The sequence below is a fragment of the Arthrobacter sp. Y3224198 genome (assembly GCF_059090025.1).
The window spans coordinates 174,512-190,476 of record NZ_JBNHFG010000001.1 but is presented as its reverse complement, the minus strand read 5'-3'; the positions used below and the strand labels follow the sequence as shown (position 1 = coordinate 190,476).

The following is a 15,965-nucleotide window of genomic DNA, read 5'->3' as shown; positions in this document are numbered from 1 at the left end:
TGATCCCCGGGAGCGCACATAACCATAACAGCATCCCGTCGCCCTTATCCGTGGCCATTCAATCGTGTCCGGGACTAGGCTGGCAGCGGGATGCCAGCCGGCGGAACCACGTCGAACGGAGGCCGAATGGCCGGTCCGAACAGCACCGGGCGCACCCGGATCCTCGCCGTCGCGGTCCTGGCTTCCTTCGTGGCCTTCCTCGACGGTTCCATCGTTACCGTGGCCCTGCCCGCCATCGGTGCGGACCTCGGAGGCGGACTAGCCACCCAGCAATGGACCATCAATGCCTACCTCCTGACTCTGGGCGCACTGATCCTGCTGGCCGGCGCACTTTCAGATTCCTTTGGCCGGCTGCGCATCCTGCGGATCGGCATCACCGGCTTCGGCGCTGCATCGCTGGCCTGCGCCCTCGCCTGGACACCGGAGGTCCTGGTCCTCGCCCGGGCCATCCAGGGAATCGCCGCTGCGTTGCTCGTGCCCAGCTCCCTGGCGCTGATTACGACGGCGTACCGGGACGAGGCTCGTGCCCGCGCCATCGGGCAGTGGACAGCCTGGACCGGGACGGCCGCCATCATCGGTCCGCTGCTGGGCGGGGTCCTGGTGGACTGGGCCAGCTGGCGCTGGGTTTTCGCGGTCAACGTCCTGCCCGTGACGGTGACTCTCCTGCTGACTTCCGGCCTGCACGACGACGCCGGGCGGCGCCGCAACTCCCTTGACCTGCCGGGTGCGCTGCTGGCCGTGGCCGGTCTCGCCGGTCCTGTCTACGCATTGATCGAACAGGAGCGGCTCGGCTGGGCCGATCCCGCCGTCGTCGTGCCCCTGGTCCTGGGTATTGCAGCGCTGGTGCTCTTTTTCCTGCGCGAGGCGCGCACTGCCGCCCCCATGATGCCGCTGTCCCTGTTCCGCGCCCGGAACTTCCGCTACGGCAACCTGGTAACTGCCGCAGCCTACGGAGCGATTTCGCTCGGGTCCTTTGCCGTGACCGTGTTTGTCCAGGAGGCCGCCGGCTACAGTGCCATCGAGGCGGGGTTCATCTCACTGCCCCTGCCGGTGGCAATGTTGCTGCTTTCCACCTATTTCGGGAAGCTGTCCGGCAGATACGGTCCGCGGTTGTTTATGGCGGCCGGCCCGTCGATCTGCGGGGCCGGGTTCCTGCTGCTGCTGACCGTGCAGCCGCCGGTGGACCTGCTGACGGAGCTGCTGCCCGGGCTCCTGCTGTTCGGGATTGGGCTGAGCGTTATGGTGGCACCCCTGACTGCTGCCGTGCTCGGAGCGCTGCGCGCGGCGGAAGCCGGGATCGGCTCTGCTGTGAACAATGCCGTCTCCCGCGTGGCCGGGCTTGTCGCCGTCGCGCTGGTAGGGACTATTTCCGGAGGCGCCCTGGGCTATGCCGGTTTCCGGCAGACCGCGCTGGCAACCGCCGGGCTGTTTTTTGCGGCCGCAGTGATCGCTGTCCTGGGAATCCGGAACCCACAGCCTGCAGGTGCCGTGGGCAGCGCCGGGAACTTGTAGGCTTTGCTGCCATGACACGTTATCGATGGGGTGCACTGCTGTGGGTCCTGTGCCTCATCACCTATCCCGCCCAATTCATAGCGGCCGCCCGCTGGCCCGAGCCGTACCTGTGGGCCGCCAACACCATCAGCGACCTGGGCGTCACCAGCTGCGGAACCTTGGACCCCGGCACACGGGTGGAACGTTATGTCTGCTCGCCCGCGTACCTGCTGGCCAATGCCGGGACCGTAGCCAACGGCGTCCTGCTGACGGCCGGAGCCCTCCTGCTGTGGTCCGCGTGGCCCCGCCGGCGGGCTGGGCAGGTTGCCATGGCGCTGCTCGCCGTCAGCGGTGTGTTGCTGGTGGCGGTCGGTTTGCTTCCCTGGGATGTTCAGCCCGAAGCGCACGGTATTACCGCGCTTCTCCAGGCGCCGCTGCAGTGGGCCGGGATGATCGTTCTCGTGTTCGCCCTTCGGGGCAGCGGTGCGCGCTGGACGGCCGGACTGACCATCGCCTGCGTAGTCATCTCCGTCGCCGGTTTCGTAATGTTCGTTGACGCCGTTGGCGGCGGGCCGTCTGCGGCGGTCGGCCTGGGGCTTGCCGAACGGATTTCCTTTGACACGCTCACGCTCTGGGGTGCTGCGGTGGGCCTGATCCTGCTCCGTTCCCGGTCGATTCCCGGCGGGCCGCGCGCAGTGGTCGAAGTGTAGATCCCTGCGGCCCACCGTTGCGCCCGGTTTGGTCCGGAAAGGTTTTTCGGGTTCGCTGTCCTATATGTCCTGGAACTTTCTGCGCCGCGTGCTGCAGCTGCTGGTAGGTGTGTTCTGCTACGGCTTTTCGATCAGCATGATGATCCGCGCAGGCCTGGGGGTTTCCCCGTGGGATGTCCTGGGCCAGGGCACCTCGTTGCAGTCCGGGCTCTCCTTCGGCTTGGCGAGCAACCTCATCGGCATAGGCGTGCTGCTGTTGTGGATCCCGTTGCGCCAGCGACCCGGCATCGGGACCGTGGTGAACGCATTGGCTGTGGGTCCCAGCGCCGAGGTTGGCCTGCTGCTCATATCCCCGCAGACCGCCCTGCCCGGCCAGATCCTGTTGTTCGCCGGCGGGCTGGTATTGCTGGCCCTTGCCACCGGTCTCTACATTGGAGCCCGGATGGGGCCCGGGCCCCGTGACGGCTTGATGACCGGGCTGCACCACCGCCTCGGGTGGCCGGTCTGGGTGGTGCGCAGCGGTATCGAAGTATCCGTCCTGGCGGTGGGCTGGATCCTCGGCGGCACGGTCGGCCTCGGCACGGTGGCCTTTGCCCTGCTGATCGGCCCCATGGTCAACCGCACGCTGCCGCTGCTGGTGGTTCCGGAACGACCGTCACCCTAAGGCGCGGCACGCCAGTCGCGAAGGATGGCCTTCAGCCCCCTGTGGTCCCGCCCGCGCACCGATAGAGCTCATCGTGCAGCCCGGTGAGTTCCCGGTGGCTCAAACCGAGCTGCAGCACCGGGGCAAGCTCCACATGGGCGTACAGCTCAACCATGGACTCCCCCACGTTCCACCAGGCGAACCGGTTACCAACAGGTGAGCTGGCAGAGCTCCCTTCCTCATCGGGGTTTCCATATAGAGACAGCAGGCGGCAGTAGACGGCTGTGTATCCCGGAGCAGACAACACCCCTTGGTGATCCCGGCCGGAATATAAGAACACACAGCCGGGGAATCGGCGCGGACGGAGAAGTCATGGCTGCACGCTACTCCCCGGCATGCGGTTTGTCTGCGCCGAATAAGCGTGCCGGACCGGCGAGGGTCCTCAGGAAGGCTTCGGCAAGCTGGTGCGGTCCATGAACTCAAGGTCCTCGGTGTCTGTGCGTAATGCCCTATCCGCCTTCCCTGTTGCGGCCGGTGCCGATATTCAGGGCGGGGTGTGCGCGGACAGTATGCCGCTCCGGGTATTGTGTGGCCCGACCCTAGGAGAATGCGTATGCCTGGCACCACCCCCAACACGGCAGTGAACCTGATCCGCAGCGACCGGCTCTCCGCTACCGCAGAGTATGCCTACGCAGCCACCGCACCGGCCGGCACACGCCTGATCTTCCTCGCCGGATCCTGCCCGTTGGAGAGGGACGGATCGACGGCGGCTGTTGGTGACTACGCCGGGCAGGCCCGCAAATGCATCGAGAATCTGCACGCAGCCTTGGACGCCGCCGGCGCGTCCCTGCAGGATCTGATCGCCACCCGGGTCCTGGTGGCCACGCAGTCACAGTCGGATCTGGTGACGGCTTGGGAAGTAGTCCGGGATGCCCTTGGCAGCCACGATGTCCCCAGCACCCTGCTGGGAGTTACTGTGCTGGGTTATGACCATCAGCTGGTCGAGATCGAGGCCACGGCCGCGGTCAATGACCAGGCGGTTGCAGAATGAACACCACGCCGGGTTCAACGCAGCCCCTCCTCCTGCGTCCCATGCTGCAAGCGGACTGGCCCGCAGTCAGCCGCATCTATGCGGAGGGAATCGCCACAGGCCAGGCGACCTTCGAGAGCCGGGTTCCCCGCTGGGATGCCTTCGATGCCTCACACCCGGAAGAGCTTCGCATTGTTGCAGAAGGCGGACCCGGAATCCAGGGGTGGGCCGCCGCTTCCCCTGTCTCCGGACGGGAGGTCTATGCCGGCGTGGTTGAGCATTCGGTGTACATCGCCGCGGCGGCCCGAGGCCAGGGGATCGGAAGACTGCTCCTCCGCGGGCTGGTGGCGGCAGCCGAAACCGCAGGGATCTGGACTATCCAAAGCAGCATTTTTCCCGAGAACACGGTCAGCCTCGCATTGCACCGGGCGGTGGGATTCCGCGTAGTGGGCAGGCGGGAGCGCATCGCCAAAATGACCCATGGCCCACAGGCCGGACAGTGGCGGGACACGCTGTTTCTGGAGCGGCGAAGCACCGTGGCCGGATCGGAATAACCACGCAACGGCTCCTTAATCAGCTGAGGCACCCGGACCCCCGGACCGCCTAGGGCAGATACGGGCGGGCTCCTTCACTGGCCAGCCGGCGCAGATGAGTATCCGGATGCCCGGATGATGCCAGCGCCCGGTCCGGACGGGCCTGCAGAAGCCGCCGGATGGCGAACTCACTGGTCCTTCCCCCTGTCCCGACCCTCAGTCCTAATCCCGGGCGTCACCCAGCAATTGTGCGGTGAGCCCGGTAAGCAGGATGTCCAGCCCCTGGTCCAGCTCCGCCTCCCCGTCGTAATCGGCCAGAACCGGTGCCAGCGTTCTAAGGTTCGGAAAGTCCTTGGCAGGCAGCCGGTACAAGCCGAGGCGCAGGACTGCTTCTTTTTCCTCCGGGTCCACTACGAGCTCCTGCAGCTCATTCAGGATGTGTCCGTAAACGAATCCGTAGTACGCCCGGTAGACGTGCAGCGCGTCCGCATGCGTGAAGCCGGCCCTGGTCAGCAGCGCCAGAATGTCTTCCAATGGGCGAAGCGTCCCCAGCGGACGCAGCCCCAAAGGAATGGACAGTGGCCGGGTGACCAGCAGCGGCACGGTATGGGGATGTTTCAGGGCCAAACACCGTACATTATGCGCGTTGCGGCGCAGCTGTGCCTGCCAGTCGGGATCATCAGGGACGACGTCCAGCTCGTTCATAACTGTTTCGGCGACCCCGTCCAACAACGCCGCGCGGTTCTCTGCGTATCGGTAAATGCTCATTGGATCACAGCCGAGTTTTTGGGCGAGACTGCGCATTGTGAGGGCCTCGAGGCCCTCGGCATCGACCAATTCCAACGCCGTCTTCAGCACCAGCTCACGATTCAGGCGCGCTTTATGCGAGCCGGTGTGCGGCTTCGGTGGAGTCGCCATACAGCATCCGCCCTCCTCATGGTCAGGCTACTGATAATCAGCAAGCTTGCTTATTCGTAAGTCTACAGCTAGTGTCTACAGCGTAGAGAAGTTGTCGACATGGTTCCGGAAGAGGAATCACAGTTCACATGGCCACCACGGCCGCTCTCACCAATACTTCAGGAGACACACATGGCTACGGAAACCCGTAACAACACGAACACGGTCCACCACACCAACGAGAACGACATCAAGGTTTCGGTCCGGACCCTCGAATTCGTCCTCTACGTCCTGGCCGTCATCGCCACGATCATCACCGCAGCAGTTGTGGGCGACAACGCCAGCGAAAACGGCGTCGACGCATTCAACGCCAGCCAGGCGATGCAGTACATCACCTGGCTCACCGTTGGCTTCATGGTGGCCCGCGGCCTGGCCAAGTCCGGCAACCGCCGCAACCACGACCACGTCTAACCAACGTTTCGGCTCCTGCCAGGAGCTGCACCAACTATGGCGTGCCATCCTTACCGGATGGCACGCCATAGTTGGTTAACGCCCGTTGCGGCGGTACCGCATTCCAGGGTTCGACGGACCCTAGACCCCGGCGCCGCGCAGCTCCGCGACGGTCAGCACGGCAGCGGCAGTGGCTTCGTATCCCTTGTCCTCGGACGAGCCGGGAAGCCCGGCACGATCCAGGCCCTGCTGCTCGGTATCGCAGGTCAGCACGCCGAAGCCCACCGGCGTGCCGGTGGAAACGCTCACATCGGTGAGCCCGCTGGTCGCCGCCGAACAGACGTAATCGAAGTGCGGGGTTCCGCCGCGGATTACGACGCCGAGGGCCACCACCGCGTCAAAGTGCGGAGCCAGCCGGGCGGCGGCAACGGGAAGTTCGAAGCTGCCGGGAACCCGGATCAGCTTCGGCCCCAGACCGGCATCCTCCGCAGCGCGCAGGGCTCCGGCAATCAGTCCGTCCATGATCTGCGTGTGCCAGCTGGCGGCCACAATGGCCAGCTTCACGGGAACGCCGGCGAGGCGGATGCCGCTGAGGTCGGTGGCGGGTGCGCCGTGTCCACTCATGGGATTTTGCTCCTTAAGTTGGGGAAACCCGGGAAAGGGTCAGCTTTGCTGGACCGGTTTGGTGCGCAGCAGGGTCAGGTGGTGGTCCATCCGGTCCCGCTTGGTCTGCAGGTACCGCTCGTTTTCGGCGCGGATAGGCACCTCGGACGGCACCATCGCCTCCACGTCCACACCGTAATGGCGCATCCGGTCCCGCTTCGCAGGATTATTGGTCAGCAGGCGGATCCGGTGCAGGCCCAACTGGTGCAGGATGTCCGCGGCAGCCTGGTAATCCCGGGCATCAACGGGCAGGCCGAGCTGCTCGTTGGCTTCCACCGTGTCCGCACCGGCTTCCTGCAGCGCATAGGCGCGCAGCTTGTTGGCCAGCCCTATCCCCCGGCCTTCCTGCCCGCGCAGATAGACGATGGTCCCGCCGTGCAGGGCAACCAATTCCATGGCCTGCTCCAGTTGTTCCCCGCAGTCGCAGCGGAAGGACCCGAAGACGTCGCCGGTGAGGCATTCCGAGTGCAAGCGCACCAGCGGTGCGCCCTCGCCCTGCGTCCCGGCTTCCGCGGTGCCGGGTGCGGAAAGGGTCAGGTGTTCGACACCGGTGCGGGTATCCGTCCAGGCGGTTGCGGTGAAGTCTCCGAACGCCGTCGGCAGGTGCACCTCGGGGCCGGGCAGGACAGGCAGGTCGGCTGCTGCTTCACTCATGCGCCGTCTCCTTCGCGTGCATCCAGGTAGCGGACCAGGTCTTCGATGGAGACCAGCGGAATCCCGTGGGAATCGGCAAAGGTCCGCAGCGCGGGCAGGCGCATCATCTCGCCGTCGTCGTGCACCAGTTCGGCAATCACACCCACGGGAGCGCAGCCGGCCAGCTGCGCCAGTTCCACGGCGGCCTCGGTGTGGCCGCGGCGCTCCCGCACCCCGCCGTCGGCCGCGCGCAGCGGAAACACATGTCCGGGACGGTGCAGCCGGTCCGGACCGGATCCGGGATCGCCCAGCACCCGGGCGGTCAGAGCCCGGTCCGAGGCGCTGATGCCGGTGCTGGTTCCCTCGGCCGCATCGCAGGAAACGGTGTAGGCGGTGCCCTTGGCGTCCTGGTTCACCGCCGTCATGGGTGGCAGCTCCAACCGGTCGGCGTAGCCGGCGGGGAGAGGAACGCAGACGACGCCGGAACTGTAGCGGATGGTCCAGCCCATCAGCTCAGGGGTGGCATGCTGCGCGGCGAAGATGATGTCGCCCTCGTTCTCGCGGTCGGCGTCGTCCACCACCACGACGGCGCGGCCAGCCGCGATCGCCTCGACCGCCTCCGTCACGGGGTTCAGGATGATGTGTGCAGCGGTGGCCACTCAGGCCTCCTTCCGGGCGGCAGAGTGCGCGGGCGTGCCGGGACGGGTAAAGGCAAGCAGCCGTTCGGCATACTTGGCCAGCACATCCACTTCCAGGTTCGCCCGATCCCCGGCCTGGAGTGCGCCCAGACCCGTTTCGGCCAATGTGGTGGGGATCAGGCCCACGTCAAACCACTGTTCCCCGGCCTCGGCAGGGCTGACGGCGGTGACGGTCAGCGAGACCCCGTCCACGGCGATGGACCCCTTTTCCGCAATGTACTTGGCCAGGGGCCCGGGTACGGCAAAGCGCAGCCGGTCCCAGCTGCCCAAGTGTTCGCGTTCGGTCAGCCGGCCCACACCGTCCACATGCCCTTGGACCACGTGCCCGTCCAGCCGTCCGCCGGCGGGTACGCAGCGTTCCAGGTTCACTCTCGCACCGGGCACGAGTTCCCCGGTGGTGGTGCGGGTGAGGGTTTCGCCCATCACGTCCACGCTGACGGCGCCGTCGCGGACGTCCGTGGCGGTGAGGCACACACCGTTGACGGCGATGGAGCCGCCGGGTTCCAGGCCGGCGCCCGTGGCGGGCGCGGTGATTACCAGGACGGCACCGTCTCCGTCAGGGTTGGGTGCCAGGGAGACGACGCTGCCCTGCTCAGCAACTATGCCGGTAAACATCTACGCATCCTTTGGATCGAGGTTGGGTGGTTCCGGTTCAAGCCGCAGCCGGAGGTCACGGCCGAGGGCGGTTACGGCACCGCCGGCGGCGTGGTCCCAGCGCCAGCGGGGAGCTTCGGAGAGTGTCTGCACACCGATGGCGGAGAGCGCGCCGGTGCCCGCGCCCAGCAGCAGCGGAGCGATGTAGACCACGAGTTCATCTACCAAACCCGCGCGCAGAAAAGCACTTGCCAGAGTGGCTCCACCCTCCACCAGCACATGCCGCACGCCGCGCACGTACAGCTGTGCCGCGACCTCCCCCGGGTCGTGCGTGTCCAGTTGCAGGAAGCGCCCGTCAGTGCCGCGCACCGCGGCGTCGGCGGGAACGGCACGGTGGCCGACCACGACGCGCAGCGGCTGCCGCTCCGCTTCGGCCCCGTCAGCGCCACGGGCGGTCAGCCGGGGATCATCGGCCAGGACCGTACCGGTACCCGCCACGACGGCATCCGCCCGGGCGCGCAGTGCATGCCCGTCCCGCCGGGCTTCGGGGCCGGTGATCCACTGGCTGGTGCCGTCTGCCGCGGCAATCCGGCCGTCCAGGCTCTGCGCAATCTTGACCGTAGTGAACGGCCGTTCCCCCGCCATGGCCGCCGCCCAGCGGGCGTTAAGCGCCGCGGAAGGACCGGCTGCCAGCCCGGGCGCCACCTCGATTCCGGCCGCCCGCAGTGTGGCTGCTCCCCCGGCAGCCGCACCGGCGGTGTCCGGAACGGCGAAGACCACGCGCGCCAGGCCGGCGTCAATGACGGCGCGGGTGCAGGGGCCGGTGCGTCCGGTGTGGTTGCACGGTTCCAGGGTCACCACCATGGTGGCGCCGGTGACATCCGCACCGCCGGCACGGGCGTTGGCCAGGGCATCGGCTTCGGCATGCGGCGTGCCCGCGCCCCGGTGGTAGCCGCTGGCAAGCATCTCGCCGTCGGCGTCCAGGATCACGGCGCCCACCAGCGGGTTGGCGCCCCGCACGCCCTTCGCGGCCAGGTCCAGGGCCACGTCCATGGCGGCGATTTCACCTGCGGTGAACTGATCGCCCGGCATGGTCAGCAGGTCCGGGGATCGGGCATCAGGACTTCAACCTGCGGCTTTTCGTTCTTTTTGGCCTTCCACCAGACAAAGAATCCGGCCAGGGTGAAGCCGCCGTAGAAGAGGTACATAAAGGCGGTGGCGTAGTAGCCGGCGCTGAACAGCAGCGGCACACCCACAATGTCCACGGCAACCCAGATCAGCCAGAACTCGACCCAGCCCTTGGCCATGCCGTACGTGGCCAGCAGCGAGCCGACAAACGTCCAGGCGTCGGCCCAGACCGGTTCGTAGGAGCCCAGCCGGGCGAAGACCGGAGTCAGGGCCACGGTGCCCAGCAGCATCACGGTCACCAGCCCGATGCGTTCCCGGCCGGAGGCCCACTGCGGGGTCACGGCGGCGTCGCCGTTGGTCTTGCTTTGCTGCCAACGCCGCCAGCCGTACACGGAGACCGCAATGAACATGATCTGCCGGCCGGCCTGGCCCAACAGGGTAGCGGTGTCGGCCGCACCGAAGATCGAGCCGAGGAAGACGGTCAGCAGGAGCAGGTTGCCCAGGATGCCCACCGGCCAGGCCCACACCTTGCGGCGCATGCCGCCCAGGGCGCTGAGCAGCCCGAAGATGTTGCCGAGAAGTTCCCGCACCAGCAGCGAGCTTGAGCCCACCGGTATCTGTGCGTCGAAAAGCCACCGCAGAAAATCCATGTCGTCCTTTATCCCTAAGCTGGTGCTCCGGGGGTACGACAGGCGTACGGCAGTGGGTGCATCGCCGGCAAAGTACCGGACTCCTACAGAGCCCGGAAAGCCCGCACCCAGCCCCGGTTAAGGGACCGGTTGCAAGGTTGGCATAACCGGCGGAACAACAAACTGCACGTGCTTCTCCCATCCAGACTTTAACTGTCGGTATCGGAATTTCACCGATTCAACCGAACCGCTTCCCCGAGGTTCTCGGATCAGCAGTGCGGGTCGCGGACTATAACCGCCGGTTCGGAATTACACCGACCCCGGAGCACGTTTGTTGCTAACTATTCTTGCACAGCCGCCTGGGCGGAAGCGCGCAGTTTACGGATAGCGTCATTGGGATCACCCGTTCCGTAGACGGCGGAGCCGGCCACAAAGACGTTGGCGCCCGCTTCGGCAGCCCGTTCGATGGTGTCCGCGGAAATCCCGCCGTCCACCTGGATGGCCAAGGGCAGCCCGGATCCGCGCACCGCTTCAGCGGCACGGCGGATCTTGGGCAGCGTGACGTCCAGGAATTTCTGTCCGCCGAAGCCCGGTTCCACGGTCATGATCAGCAGCATGTCCAGCTCGGACAGCATGTCCAGGTACGGTTCCACCGGTGTGGCCGGGCGCAGGGCCATCCCGGCCTTCGCGCCGCGGTCCCGCAGGTCCCGGGCCAGCTTGATGGGCGCCGTCGCCGCTTCCACATGGAAAGTAACCGAGGCCAGACCCGCCTCGGCGTACAGCGGGGCCCAGCGGTCGGCATCGGAAATCATCAGGTGCGCATCCAGCGGCAGCTTGGACACCTGCTGGATCCGCTCCACCACGGGCAGGCCGATGGTCAGGTTCGGCACGAAGTGGTTGTCCATCACGTCCACGTGCACGGCGTCGGCAGCGCTGATCCGCTCCAGCTCGGCTTCAAGGTTGACGAAATCGGCCGAGAGGATGCTCGGATTGATGCAGCACTTGCTCACGTGGTTCTCCCTGATGGGTTAGATCTTGCGGCGGATGAGCGCCAGGAACATGGCGTCGGTGGAGTGGATGTGCGGCCACAGCTGGGCGGTGGATTCGTGTCCGGCCTCCAGCGAGCCCGGCAGGCTGACCGCGTCCAGGGCGGCGCCGGCGTCGAGCAGCTCCAGGTCATTGCGCTTGCGCATCACGTCGGAGACGACGGCGGTGGTCTCGGCCGGGTGCGGGGAGCAGGTTACGTAGGCCACTACTCCGCCGGGCTTCACGGCGTCGACGGCGGTGGTCAGCAGTTCGCGCTGCAGGATGCCCAGTTCGCCGACGTCGCCGGGCTGGCGGCGCCAGCGCGACTCCGGCCGGCGGCGCAGCGCGCCCAGGCCGGTGCAGGGTGCGTCCACGAGGATCCGGTCGAAGGTTTCGGGGTAGTCCTCGGCAATGGTACGGCCGTCCCCGGTCCGTACGTTCCAGGTCTCCCCCGGGACGGCATCCAGGGCCTGCCGGACCAGCTGCGCGCGGTGCGGTGCCGGTTCGTTGGCCAGCAGCACGGCGCCCTGCTCATGGGCCAGGGCGGCGAGCAGTGTGGCCTTGCCGCCGGGACCGGCGCACATGTCCAGCCACTTCTCCACGCCGTCCTCGTCAAGGGAGGTGCCGTCGAGCTTCAGCTCAGCCAGTGCCCGGGCCACCAGCTGTGAGCCGGCGTCCTGCACGCGGGTGGTGCCGGCGCGGACCGAATCCAGCCGGCCGACGTCGCCGGCAGCAAACAGGGCCGAGTCCTTCACCAGTTCCCCGTCCACGGCCCCGGCTTTGCGGGCTTCGTCGAGGTTGCCGAGCCCGGGCAGGGCCACCAGGTTGACTACGGGGGCGTCGTTGTCGGCACGCAGCAGGTCCGTGATTTCCTCTACGCTGCGGCCGTGGGCCACCAGGGACTGGCGCAGGGCGCGGACAATCCATTCCGGGTGGCTGTACTCAATGGCGGAACGCTTCACGGCGTCCGGCTCACCTTCGGTGAGAAGCTGCACCCAGTCATCCAGGCTGCGGGCCGAGACCTTGCGCAGCACGGCGTTGATCAGGGCGGACGGGCCGGCGCCGATGACGGCACGGGCCAGGCCCACGGTCTGGTCCAGGGCAGCGTGGGCGGGGACCCGCATCGCGAGCAGCTGGTGCGCGCCGATGCGCAGGGCATCGAGCACCGCGGGATCCAGCCGTTCCAGCGGCCGGTCCACGCATTTGGCCAGGATGGCGTCATAGGTGCCCTGGCCGCGCAGCGCGCCGTAGGCCAGCTCGGTGGCAAAGCCGGCGTCACGCTTGTCCAGCCGGTGCTTTCGGATGCTCTTGGGGAGCACCAGGTTGGCGTAGGCATCCTCGCCGGAGACGGCGCGGAGCACTTCAAAGGCGACGAGCCGGGCCGGGTCGGCGGCGCGGGTGCGCTGGCCGGGAGCGGCGGCGGTGCGGGTCTTCACCGCGGCGCGGCGGCGTTCGTGTCCCTTGTCGTTGCGTTTCTTTTCGGGCTGGGAGGTCATTCGAAGACCACGTCCTCACGGTTGGCGAGGCCGCGGGCCCAGTCGGCCCCCGGCATCATTTTCTTGCCGGCGGGCTGCACACGCAGCAGTTCCAGGGCGTGCGAGCCGGTGCCTACCAGTGCAGCAGCGGTGCCACCTCCGCTGAAGCGGACCTGGCCGGGACTCAGGTCGGTGACGTCCGGACGCAGGGCTGCGGCACCGATCTTGAACCGGGCACCATCCCACAGGGTCCAGGCGCCGGGCTCGGGCGTCACGCCGTTGATGCGCCGACGGATGGCCAGCGCCGGCTGCTGCCAGTCCACGCGGGCATCGTTAATGCTCAGCTTCGGCGCCAGGGTGATGTCCCCCTGCTGCGGCACGGCGACGGCCGCACCGGAGTCAACGGCGCTGAGCGTCTGGGCGAGCAGCACGGCACCGGAGTGCGAAAGCCGTTCCAGCAGGTCCCCGCTGGTGTCGTCGGGCTTTACGGTCTCGGTGAGCGTGCCGTAGACCGGGCCGGTGTCCAGCCCGGTTTCGAGCAGGAACGTGGACGCACCGGTGACGTCGTCGCCGGCAATCACGGCGTGCTGCACCGGGGCTGCGCCTCGCCAGGCCGGCAGCAGCGAGAAGTGCAGGTTGATCCAGCCGTGCTTGGGAACAGTCAGGGCACGGGCCGGAACCAGCGCGCCGTAGGCAACAATCGCGGCGACGTCGGGCTCCAGGGCGGCGATGGCGGCAATGGCCTCGTCATCCACCTTGGCTGCGCGGATGACCGGCAGGCCCAGTTCCTGGGCGCGGGCGGCCACCGGTGACGGGGTCAGCACCTTCTTCCGGCCCAGAGAGGCGTCGGGACGGGTGAGGACGCCAACGACGTCGAACCCGGCGTCGATCAGTGCATCCAGGGACGGAACGGCCACCGCAGGGGTGCCGGCAAACAATACTCGAAGCGCCACGCGGACTAGGCCCCTGCCTTGGTACCGAAGGAGCTGCCGCCGAAGGAGCTGCCACCGAAGGACGAGCCGACGCTCTGCGCGCGTTCGCTGACGGTGCGAGCGGCCATGGCGTCGTATTCGCGCTGGCGAATGGCACGGAGGGCGGCCTTGCGGTCCTCCCCCTCCAGCCGGTCGATATAAAGCGAACCGTTCAGGTGGTCCGTCTCGTGCTGGAAGCAGCGGGCCAGCATGCCCTCACCCTCGATGCTGATCGGGTTGCCGTGCAGGTCCTGTCCGGTGACGCGCGCCCAACGGAAGCGCGGGGTCTGGTAGCCAAGGCCTGGGATGGAGAGGCAGCCTTCCAAGTGGTCCGGCTGGAGGTCTTCGCTGAGTTCCAACACCGGATTGACCACATGGCCCGACTGGCCGTCCACGCTGTAGGTGAAGACGCGCAGGCTGACGCCCACCTGCGGCGCGGCCAGTCCGGCCCCTTCCACGTCCTCCATGGTCTCCTCCATGTCCGCTACCAGCTTCGCCAGTTCAGGCCCGAAGTCGGTGACGTCTTCGGCCCGGGTCCGCAGGACCGGGTCACCGAGGGTGCGGATAGTGAGGATGGCCATCGGGTGTTCGTTCCTTACTGTTGCTGCTTGGGATCGAATCCAGTCTAGTTGGCTCCGCCGCTCACCGGGACGGCCGGCGGCTGGATGGGCGCCTGGGCGTCCACCTCGGGGGCCGGAGCGGCATGCGCGCCCACCGGGGGCGGTGGCACGGGAAGCAGGGCTCGGCCTGCACCGATGGCATCCATGCTGGTCTGCCACACCCGGCGCAGGGCGCAGAACTTGAACCAGTGCTGCGGCAGCACGGCCGGATTGGCGCGCATGGGCCGCACCTCCGTCTGTCCCACGGCCACACCGAGAAGCAGCGGGTCCTGCCCGTAAGCCCACGGCTCCCAGGTGCCGGCACCGGCGTCGACCAGGGATTCCTGGGCCTTCATCCCGGCCACCAGCTGCATGACCACCTTGTCGTCGAGCGGTTTGACCTGGCCGTCCCGGTCCGTCTTTTTGGTTTTGTAGTCGATCAGGCACAGCCGGCCGCCGATGCGCGCCACCAGGTCCAGGGTGCCGGCGTAGCCCACCTCGGCGTTCCAGACGGTGATTTCGGGTGCGAGGGGCTGGACGTCGTAGAGCTTCCACCATTCATCGAACCGGTCTGCGAACTGGTGCTCGCCCCGGGACGCCAGGTCCTCGCGCGCCCGTTCGAGCTCATGCGGGCGGTCCAGGGCCCGCAGTGCCACCTGCTCACAGTAGAAGTGGACGCGCGTGCCCCGCTCAGCGGCGGCGTCGCGGTAGCGCTCCGAGGCGGAGGACGCTTCCTTGATCACGCTGCGCAGCTGGGACGGGTTGCCCAGGGCCGCGGTGAGCTTGGGATCCTTGACGACGGCGGAGGCGGCCATGTAGCTGTGCCAGCCGTCCAGGGAGGTGGATCCCTGGGCGATAACCGTAGTGATGGACGGGACCGTGGGCGGCTCGGAGAGCGACCGCGAGTACATCCGACCGTATTCGGTAGCGTGTGCCAATGCTGGTTCAGTCATGCTTCCAGTCTGCCACCCGGCACTGACAGTCGGGGCGCAGGGCTGCGGGGTGCCGGAGTCTAGCGGCTGCCGCCGGTCCGTACCCGGTCAATGATGGCATCCACCCGTTGCGGATGCCGTTTCGGGAACCGGCCAGCCCGTAAGCCGGCCCGTCGTCGGTGGTCCCCCACGGGACGAGCACATCGAAATCGAGGTCCCGGACCAGTTCCAGGCTTTCGAGATAGGCCTGCCGGAGCTGCGGGTCCAGGACAACCGCTTTCCATTCACCATGCTCAATCCAGATGAAGTCCCCCGTAAACAGGAACCGGCCGGAACCGCTGTCCCACAGGAAGCTGGTGGTGCCGGCGGTGTGGCCCGGCGTCGGAATGATTTCCAGGTCCTGGGCCAGCATTTGGCGTTGGTCGAACACACCGGCCACGTCGAGGGATGCGGATACCTCCGTCCGGTCATCCTGGTGGACATAGACGGGGACGTCGATTCCGGGGGTACCGTACATGGCCTCGTGGGCGTGGTTGATCAGCAGCCGCTCCGCTCCTCCCAACTCCCGGATGGCCGCGGCTGAGCTGCCGATACCGAGCGAGTTGTAGATGATGGTGTTGCCCTGCCCTCCCTGCAGCACAAAGGACCGGAGCAGGACGTTGTGCTGGTAGGGCAGGCGGACGGAGCCAGTGGCGAGCAGTCCTTCTACTGGCATCTCCAACGGGCTGGTGGTCATGGCCCGATCCAATCAACGGGGCGGGAATCCGGCATGCAGGACCTGCTTACGCCTCTGAAAGAGCCCGCACCAGCAGGAAACGCCGGTAGGAAACCATGGATGAACACAAAAAAGGCCGCCACCTTGC

The 15,965-nt window shown here is 67.2% G+C and carries 20 protein-coding genes and 1 riboswitch; of the genes, 6 read left to right on the top strand and 14 right to left on the bottom strand.

Going from position 1 to position 15,965, the window contains the following annotated elements; translation table 11 throughout:
* The first annotated feature begins 126 nt into the window (after positions 1 to 126).
* From AC5RUF_RS00940 to yczE, 3 genes are all read left to right on the top strand, one after another.
* On the top strand, positions 127 to 1,512 hold the full coding sequence (locus AC5RUF_RS00940; protein WP_494129400.1) for an MFS transporter: 1,386 nt from the start codon (positions 127 to 129) through the stop codon (positions 1,510 to 1,512).
* An 11-nt stretch (positions 1,513 to 1,523) separates the two neighbouring features.
* Positions 1,524 to 2,201 carry a DUF998 domain-containing protein gene (locus AC5RUF_RS00935; protein WP_493996501.1) on the top strand — a complete coding sequence of 226 codons (678 nt, stop codon included), beginning with the start codon at positions 1,524 to 1,526 and terminating at the stop codon, positions 2,199 to 2,201.
* Positions 2,202 to 2,265: 64 nt separating this feature from the next.
* Complete coding sequence (yczE, locus tag AC5RUF_RS00930) at positions 2,266 to 2,865, top strand: membrane protein YczE (RefSeq protein ID WP_493996500.1); 600 nt, start codon at positions 2,266 to 2,268, stop codon at positions 2,863 to 2,865.
* A gap of 31 nt (positions 2,866 to 2,896) precedes the next feature.
* Here yczE and AC5RUF_RS00925 read toward each other — a convergent pair whose 3' ends face one another.
* Positions 2,897 to 3,019 (bottom strand): hypothetical protein, encoded by a 123-nt coding sequence (locus AC5RUF_RS00925; RefSeq protein ID WP_494129399.1) that lies wholly within the window; start codon positions 3,017 to 3,019, stop codon positions 2,897 to 2,899.
* A gap of 438 nt (positions 3,020 to 3,457) precedes the next feature.
* Here AC5RUF_RS00925 and AC5RUF_RS00920 point away from each other — a divergent pair, with 438 nt between their 5' ends.
* Positions 3,458 to 3,895, top strand: a complete 438-nt coding sequence (locus AC5RUF_RS00920; RefSeq protein ID WP_493996498.1) for a RidA family protein — start codon at positions 3,458 to 3,460, stop codon at positions 3,893 to 3,895.
* Positions 3,892 to 4,428, top strand: a complete 537-nt coding sequence (locus tag AC5RUF_RS00915) for a GNAT family N-acetyltransferase (RefSeq protein ID WP_494129398.1) — start codon at positions 3,892 to 3,894, stop codon at positions 4,426 to 4,428. Before AC5RUF_RS00920 ends, AC5RUF_RS00915 begins: the two co-directional genes overlap by 4 nt.
* A gap of 201 nt (positions 4,429 to 4,629) precedes the next feature.
* Here the strand turns inward: AC5RUF_RS00915 and AC5RUF_RS00910 are convergent, their stop codons facing one another.
* Positions 4,630 to 5,325, bottom strand: coding sequence for a TetR/AcrR family transcriptional regulator C-terminal domain-containing protein (locus AC5RUF_RS00910; protein WP_493996496.1), 696 nt, complete (start codon positions 5,323 to 5,325; stop codon positions 4,630 to 4,632).
* Between the two features lie 171 nt (positions 5,326 to 5,496).
* Here AC5RUF_RS00910 and AC5RUF_RS00905 point away from each other — a divergent pair, with 171 nt between their 5' ends.
* On the top strand, positions 5,497 to 5,775 hold the full coding sequence (locus AC5RUF_RS00905) for a hypothetical protein (RefSeq protein WP_493996495.1): 279 nt from the start codon (positions 5,497 to 5,499) through the stop codon (positions 5,773 to 5,775).
* Positions 5,776 to 5,895: 120 nt separating this feature from the next.
* On the opposite strand, the gene ribH is transcribed toward AC5RUF_RS00905, so the two are convergent.
* The 12 genes from ribH to AC5RUF_RS00845 form a co-directional block, all read right to left on the bottom strand.
* Positions 5,896 to 6,378, bottom strand: coding sequence for a 6,7-dimethyl-8-ribityllumazine synthase (gene ribH, locus AC5RUF_RS00900; RefSeq protein WP_493996494.1), 483 nt, complete (start codon positions 6,376 to 6,378; stop codon positions 5,896 to 5,898).
* A 39-nt stretch (positions 6,379 to 6,417) separates the two neighbouring features.
* Complete coding sequence (ribA, locus tag AC5RUF_RS00895; RefSeq protein WP_494129397.1) at positions 6,418 to 7,071, bottom strand: GTP cyclohydrolase II; 654 nt, start codon at positions 7,069 to 7,071, stop codon at positions 6,418 to 6,420.
* Positions 7,068 to 7,709 carry a 3,4-dihydroxy-2-butanone-4-phosphate synthase gene (gene ribB / locus AC5RUF_RS00890; protein ID WP_494129396.1) on the bottom strand — a complete coding sequence of 214 codons (642 nt, stop codon included), beginning with the start codon at positions 7,707 to 7,709 and terminating at the stop codon, positions 7,068 to 7,070. The genes ribA and ribB overlap by 4 nt, the downstream gene beginning before the upstream one ends.
* On the bottom strand, positions 7,710 to 8,363 hold the full coding sequence (locus AC5RUF_RS00885) for a riboflavin synthase (protein ID WP_494129395.1): 654 nt from the start codon (positions 8,361 to 8,363) through the stop codon (positions 7,710 to 7,712). It abuts the gene before it with no gap.
* A complete protein-coding gene (gene ribD / locus AC5RUF_RS00880) occupies positions 8,364 to 9,434 on the bottom strand; it encodes a bifunctional diaminohydroxyphosphoribosylaminopyrimidine deaminase/5-amino-6-(5-phosphoribosylamino)uracil reductase RibD (protein WP_494129394.1) in 1,071 nt (356 codons plus the stop codon).
* 2 nt (positions 9,435 to 9,436) lie between these two features.
* Positions 9,437 to 10,120 carry a nicotinamide riboside transporter PnuC gene (gene pnuC, locus AC5RUF_RS00875; protein ID WP_494129393.1) on the bottom strand — a complete coding sequence of 228 codons (684 nt, stop codon included), beginning with the start codon at positions 10,118 to 10,120 and terminating at the stop codon, positions 9,437 to 9,439.
* Between the two features lie 165 nt (positions 10,121 to 10,285).
* A riboswitch (FMN riboswitch) is annotated at positions 10,286 to 10,431 on the bottom strand.
* 9 nt (positions 10,432 to 10,440) lie between these two features.
* Entirely contained in the window at positions 10,441 to 11,109 is a 669-nt protein-coding gene (gene rpe, locus AC5RUF_RS00870) for a ribulose-phosphate 3-epimerase (protein ID WP_494129392.1), read from the bottom strand.
* 18 nt (positions 11,110 to 11,127) lie between these two features.
* Positions 11,128 to 12,621: an RsmB/NOP family class I SAM-dependent RNA methyltransferase gene (locus tag AC5RUF_RS00865; protein WP_494129391.1), complete on the bottom strand. Its 1,494-nt coding sequence runs from the start codon at positions 12,619 to 12,621 to the stop codon at positions 11,128 to 11,130.
* The gene (fmt, locus tag AC5RUF_RS00860; RefSeq protein ID WP_494129390.1) at positions 12,618 to 13,553 is read right to left on the bottom strand and encodes a methionyl-tRNA formyltransferase; all 936 of its coding nucleotides are present in this window, start codon (positions 13,551 to 13,553) and stop codon (positions 12,618 to 12,620) included. The genes AC5RUF_RS00865 and fmt overlap by 4 nt, the downstream gene beginning before the upstream one ends.
* Before the next feature lie 5 nt (positions 13,554 to 13,558).
* On the bottom strand, positions 13,559 to 14,152 hold the full coding sequence (gene def, locus AC5RUF_RS00855; RefSeq protein WP_493998714.1) for a peptide deformylase: 594 nt from the start codon (positions 14,150 to 14,152) through the stop codon (positions 13,559 to 13,561).
* Positions 14,153 to 14,196: 44 nt separating this feature from the next.
* Positions 14,197 to 15,123: a cytochrome gene (locus AC5RUF_RS00850; RefSeq protein WP_494129389.1), complete on the bottom strand. Its 927-nt coding sequence runs from the start codon at positions 15,121 to 15,123 to the stop codon at positions 14,197 to 14,199.
* Positions 15,116 to 15,838, bottom strand: a complete 723-nt coding sequence (locus AC5RUF_RS00845) for an MBL fold metallo-hydrolase (RefSeq protein ID WP_494129388.1) — start codon at positions 15,836 to 15,838, stop codon at positions 15,116 to 15,118. The genes AC5RUF_RS00850 and AC5RUF_RS00845 overlap by 8 nt, the downstream gene beginning before the upstream one ends.
* Between the last annotated feature and the right edge of the window lie 127 nt (positions 15,839 to 15,965).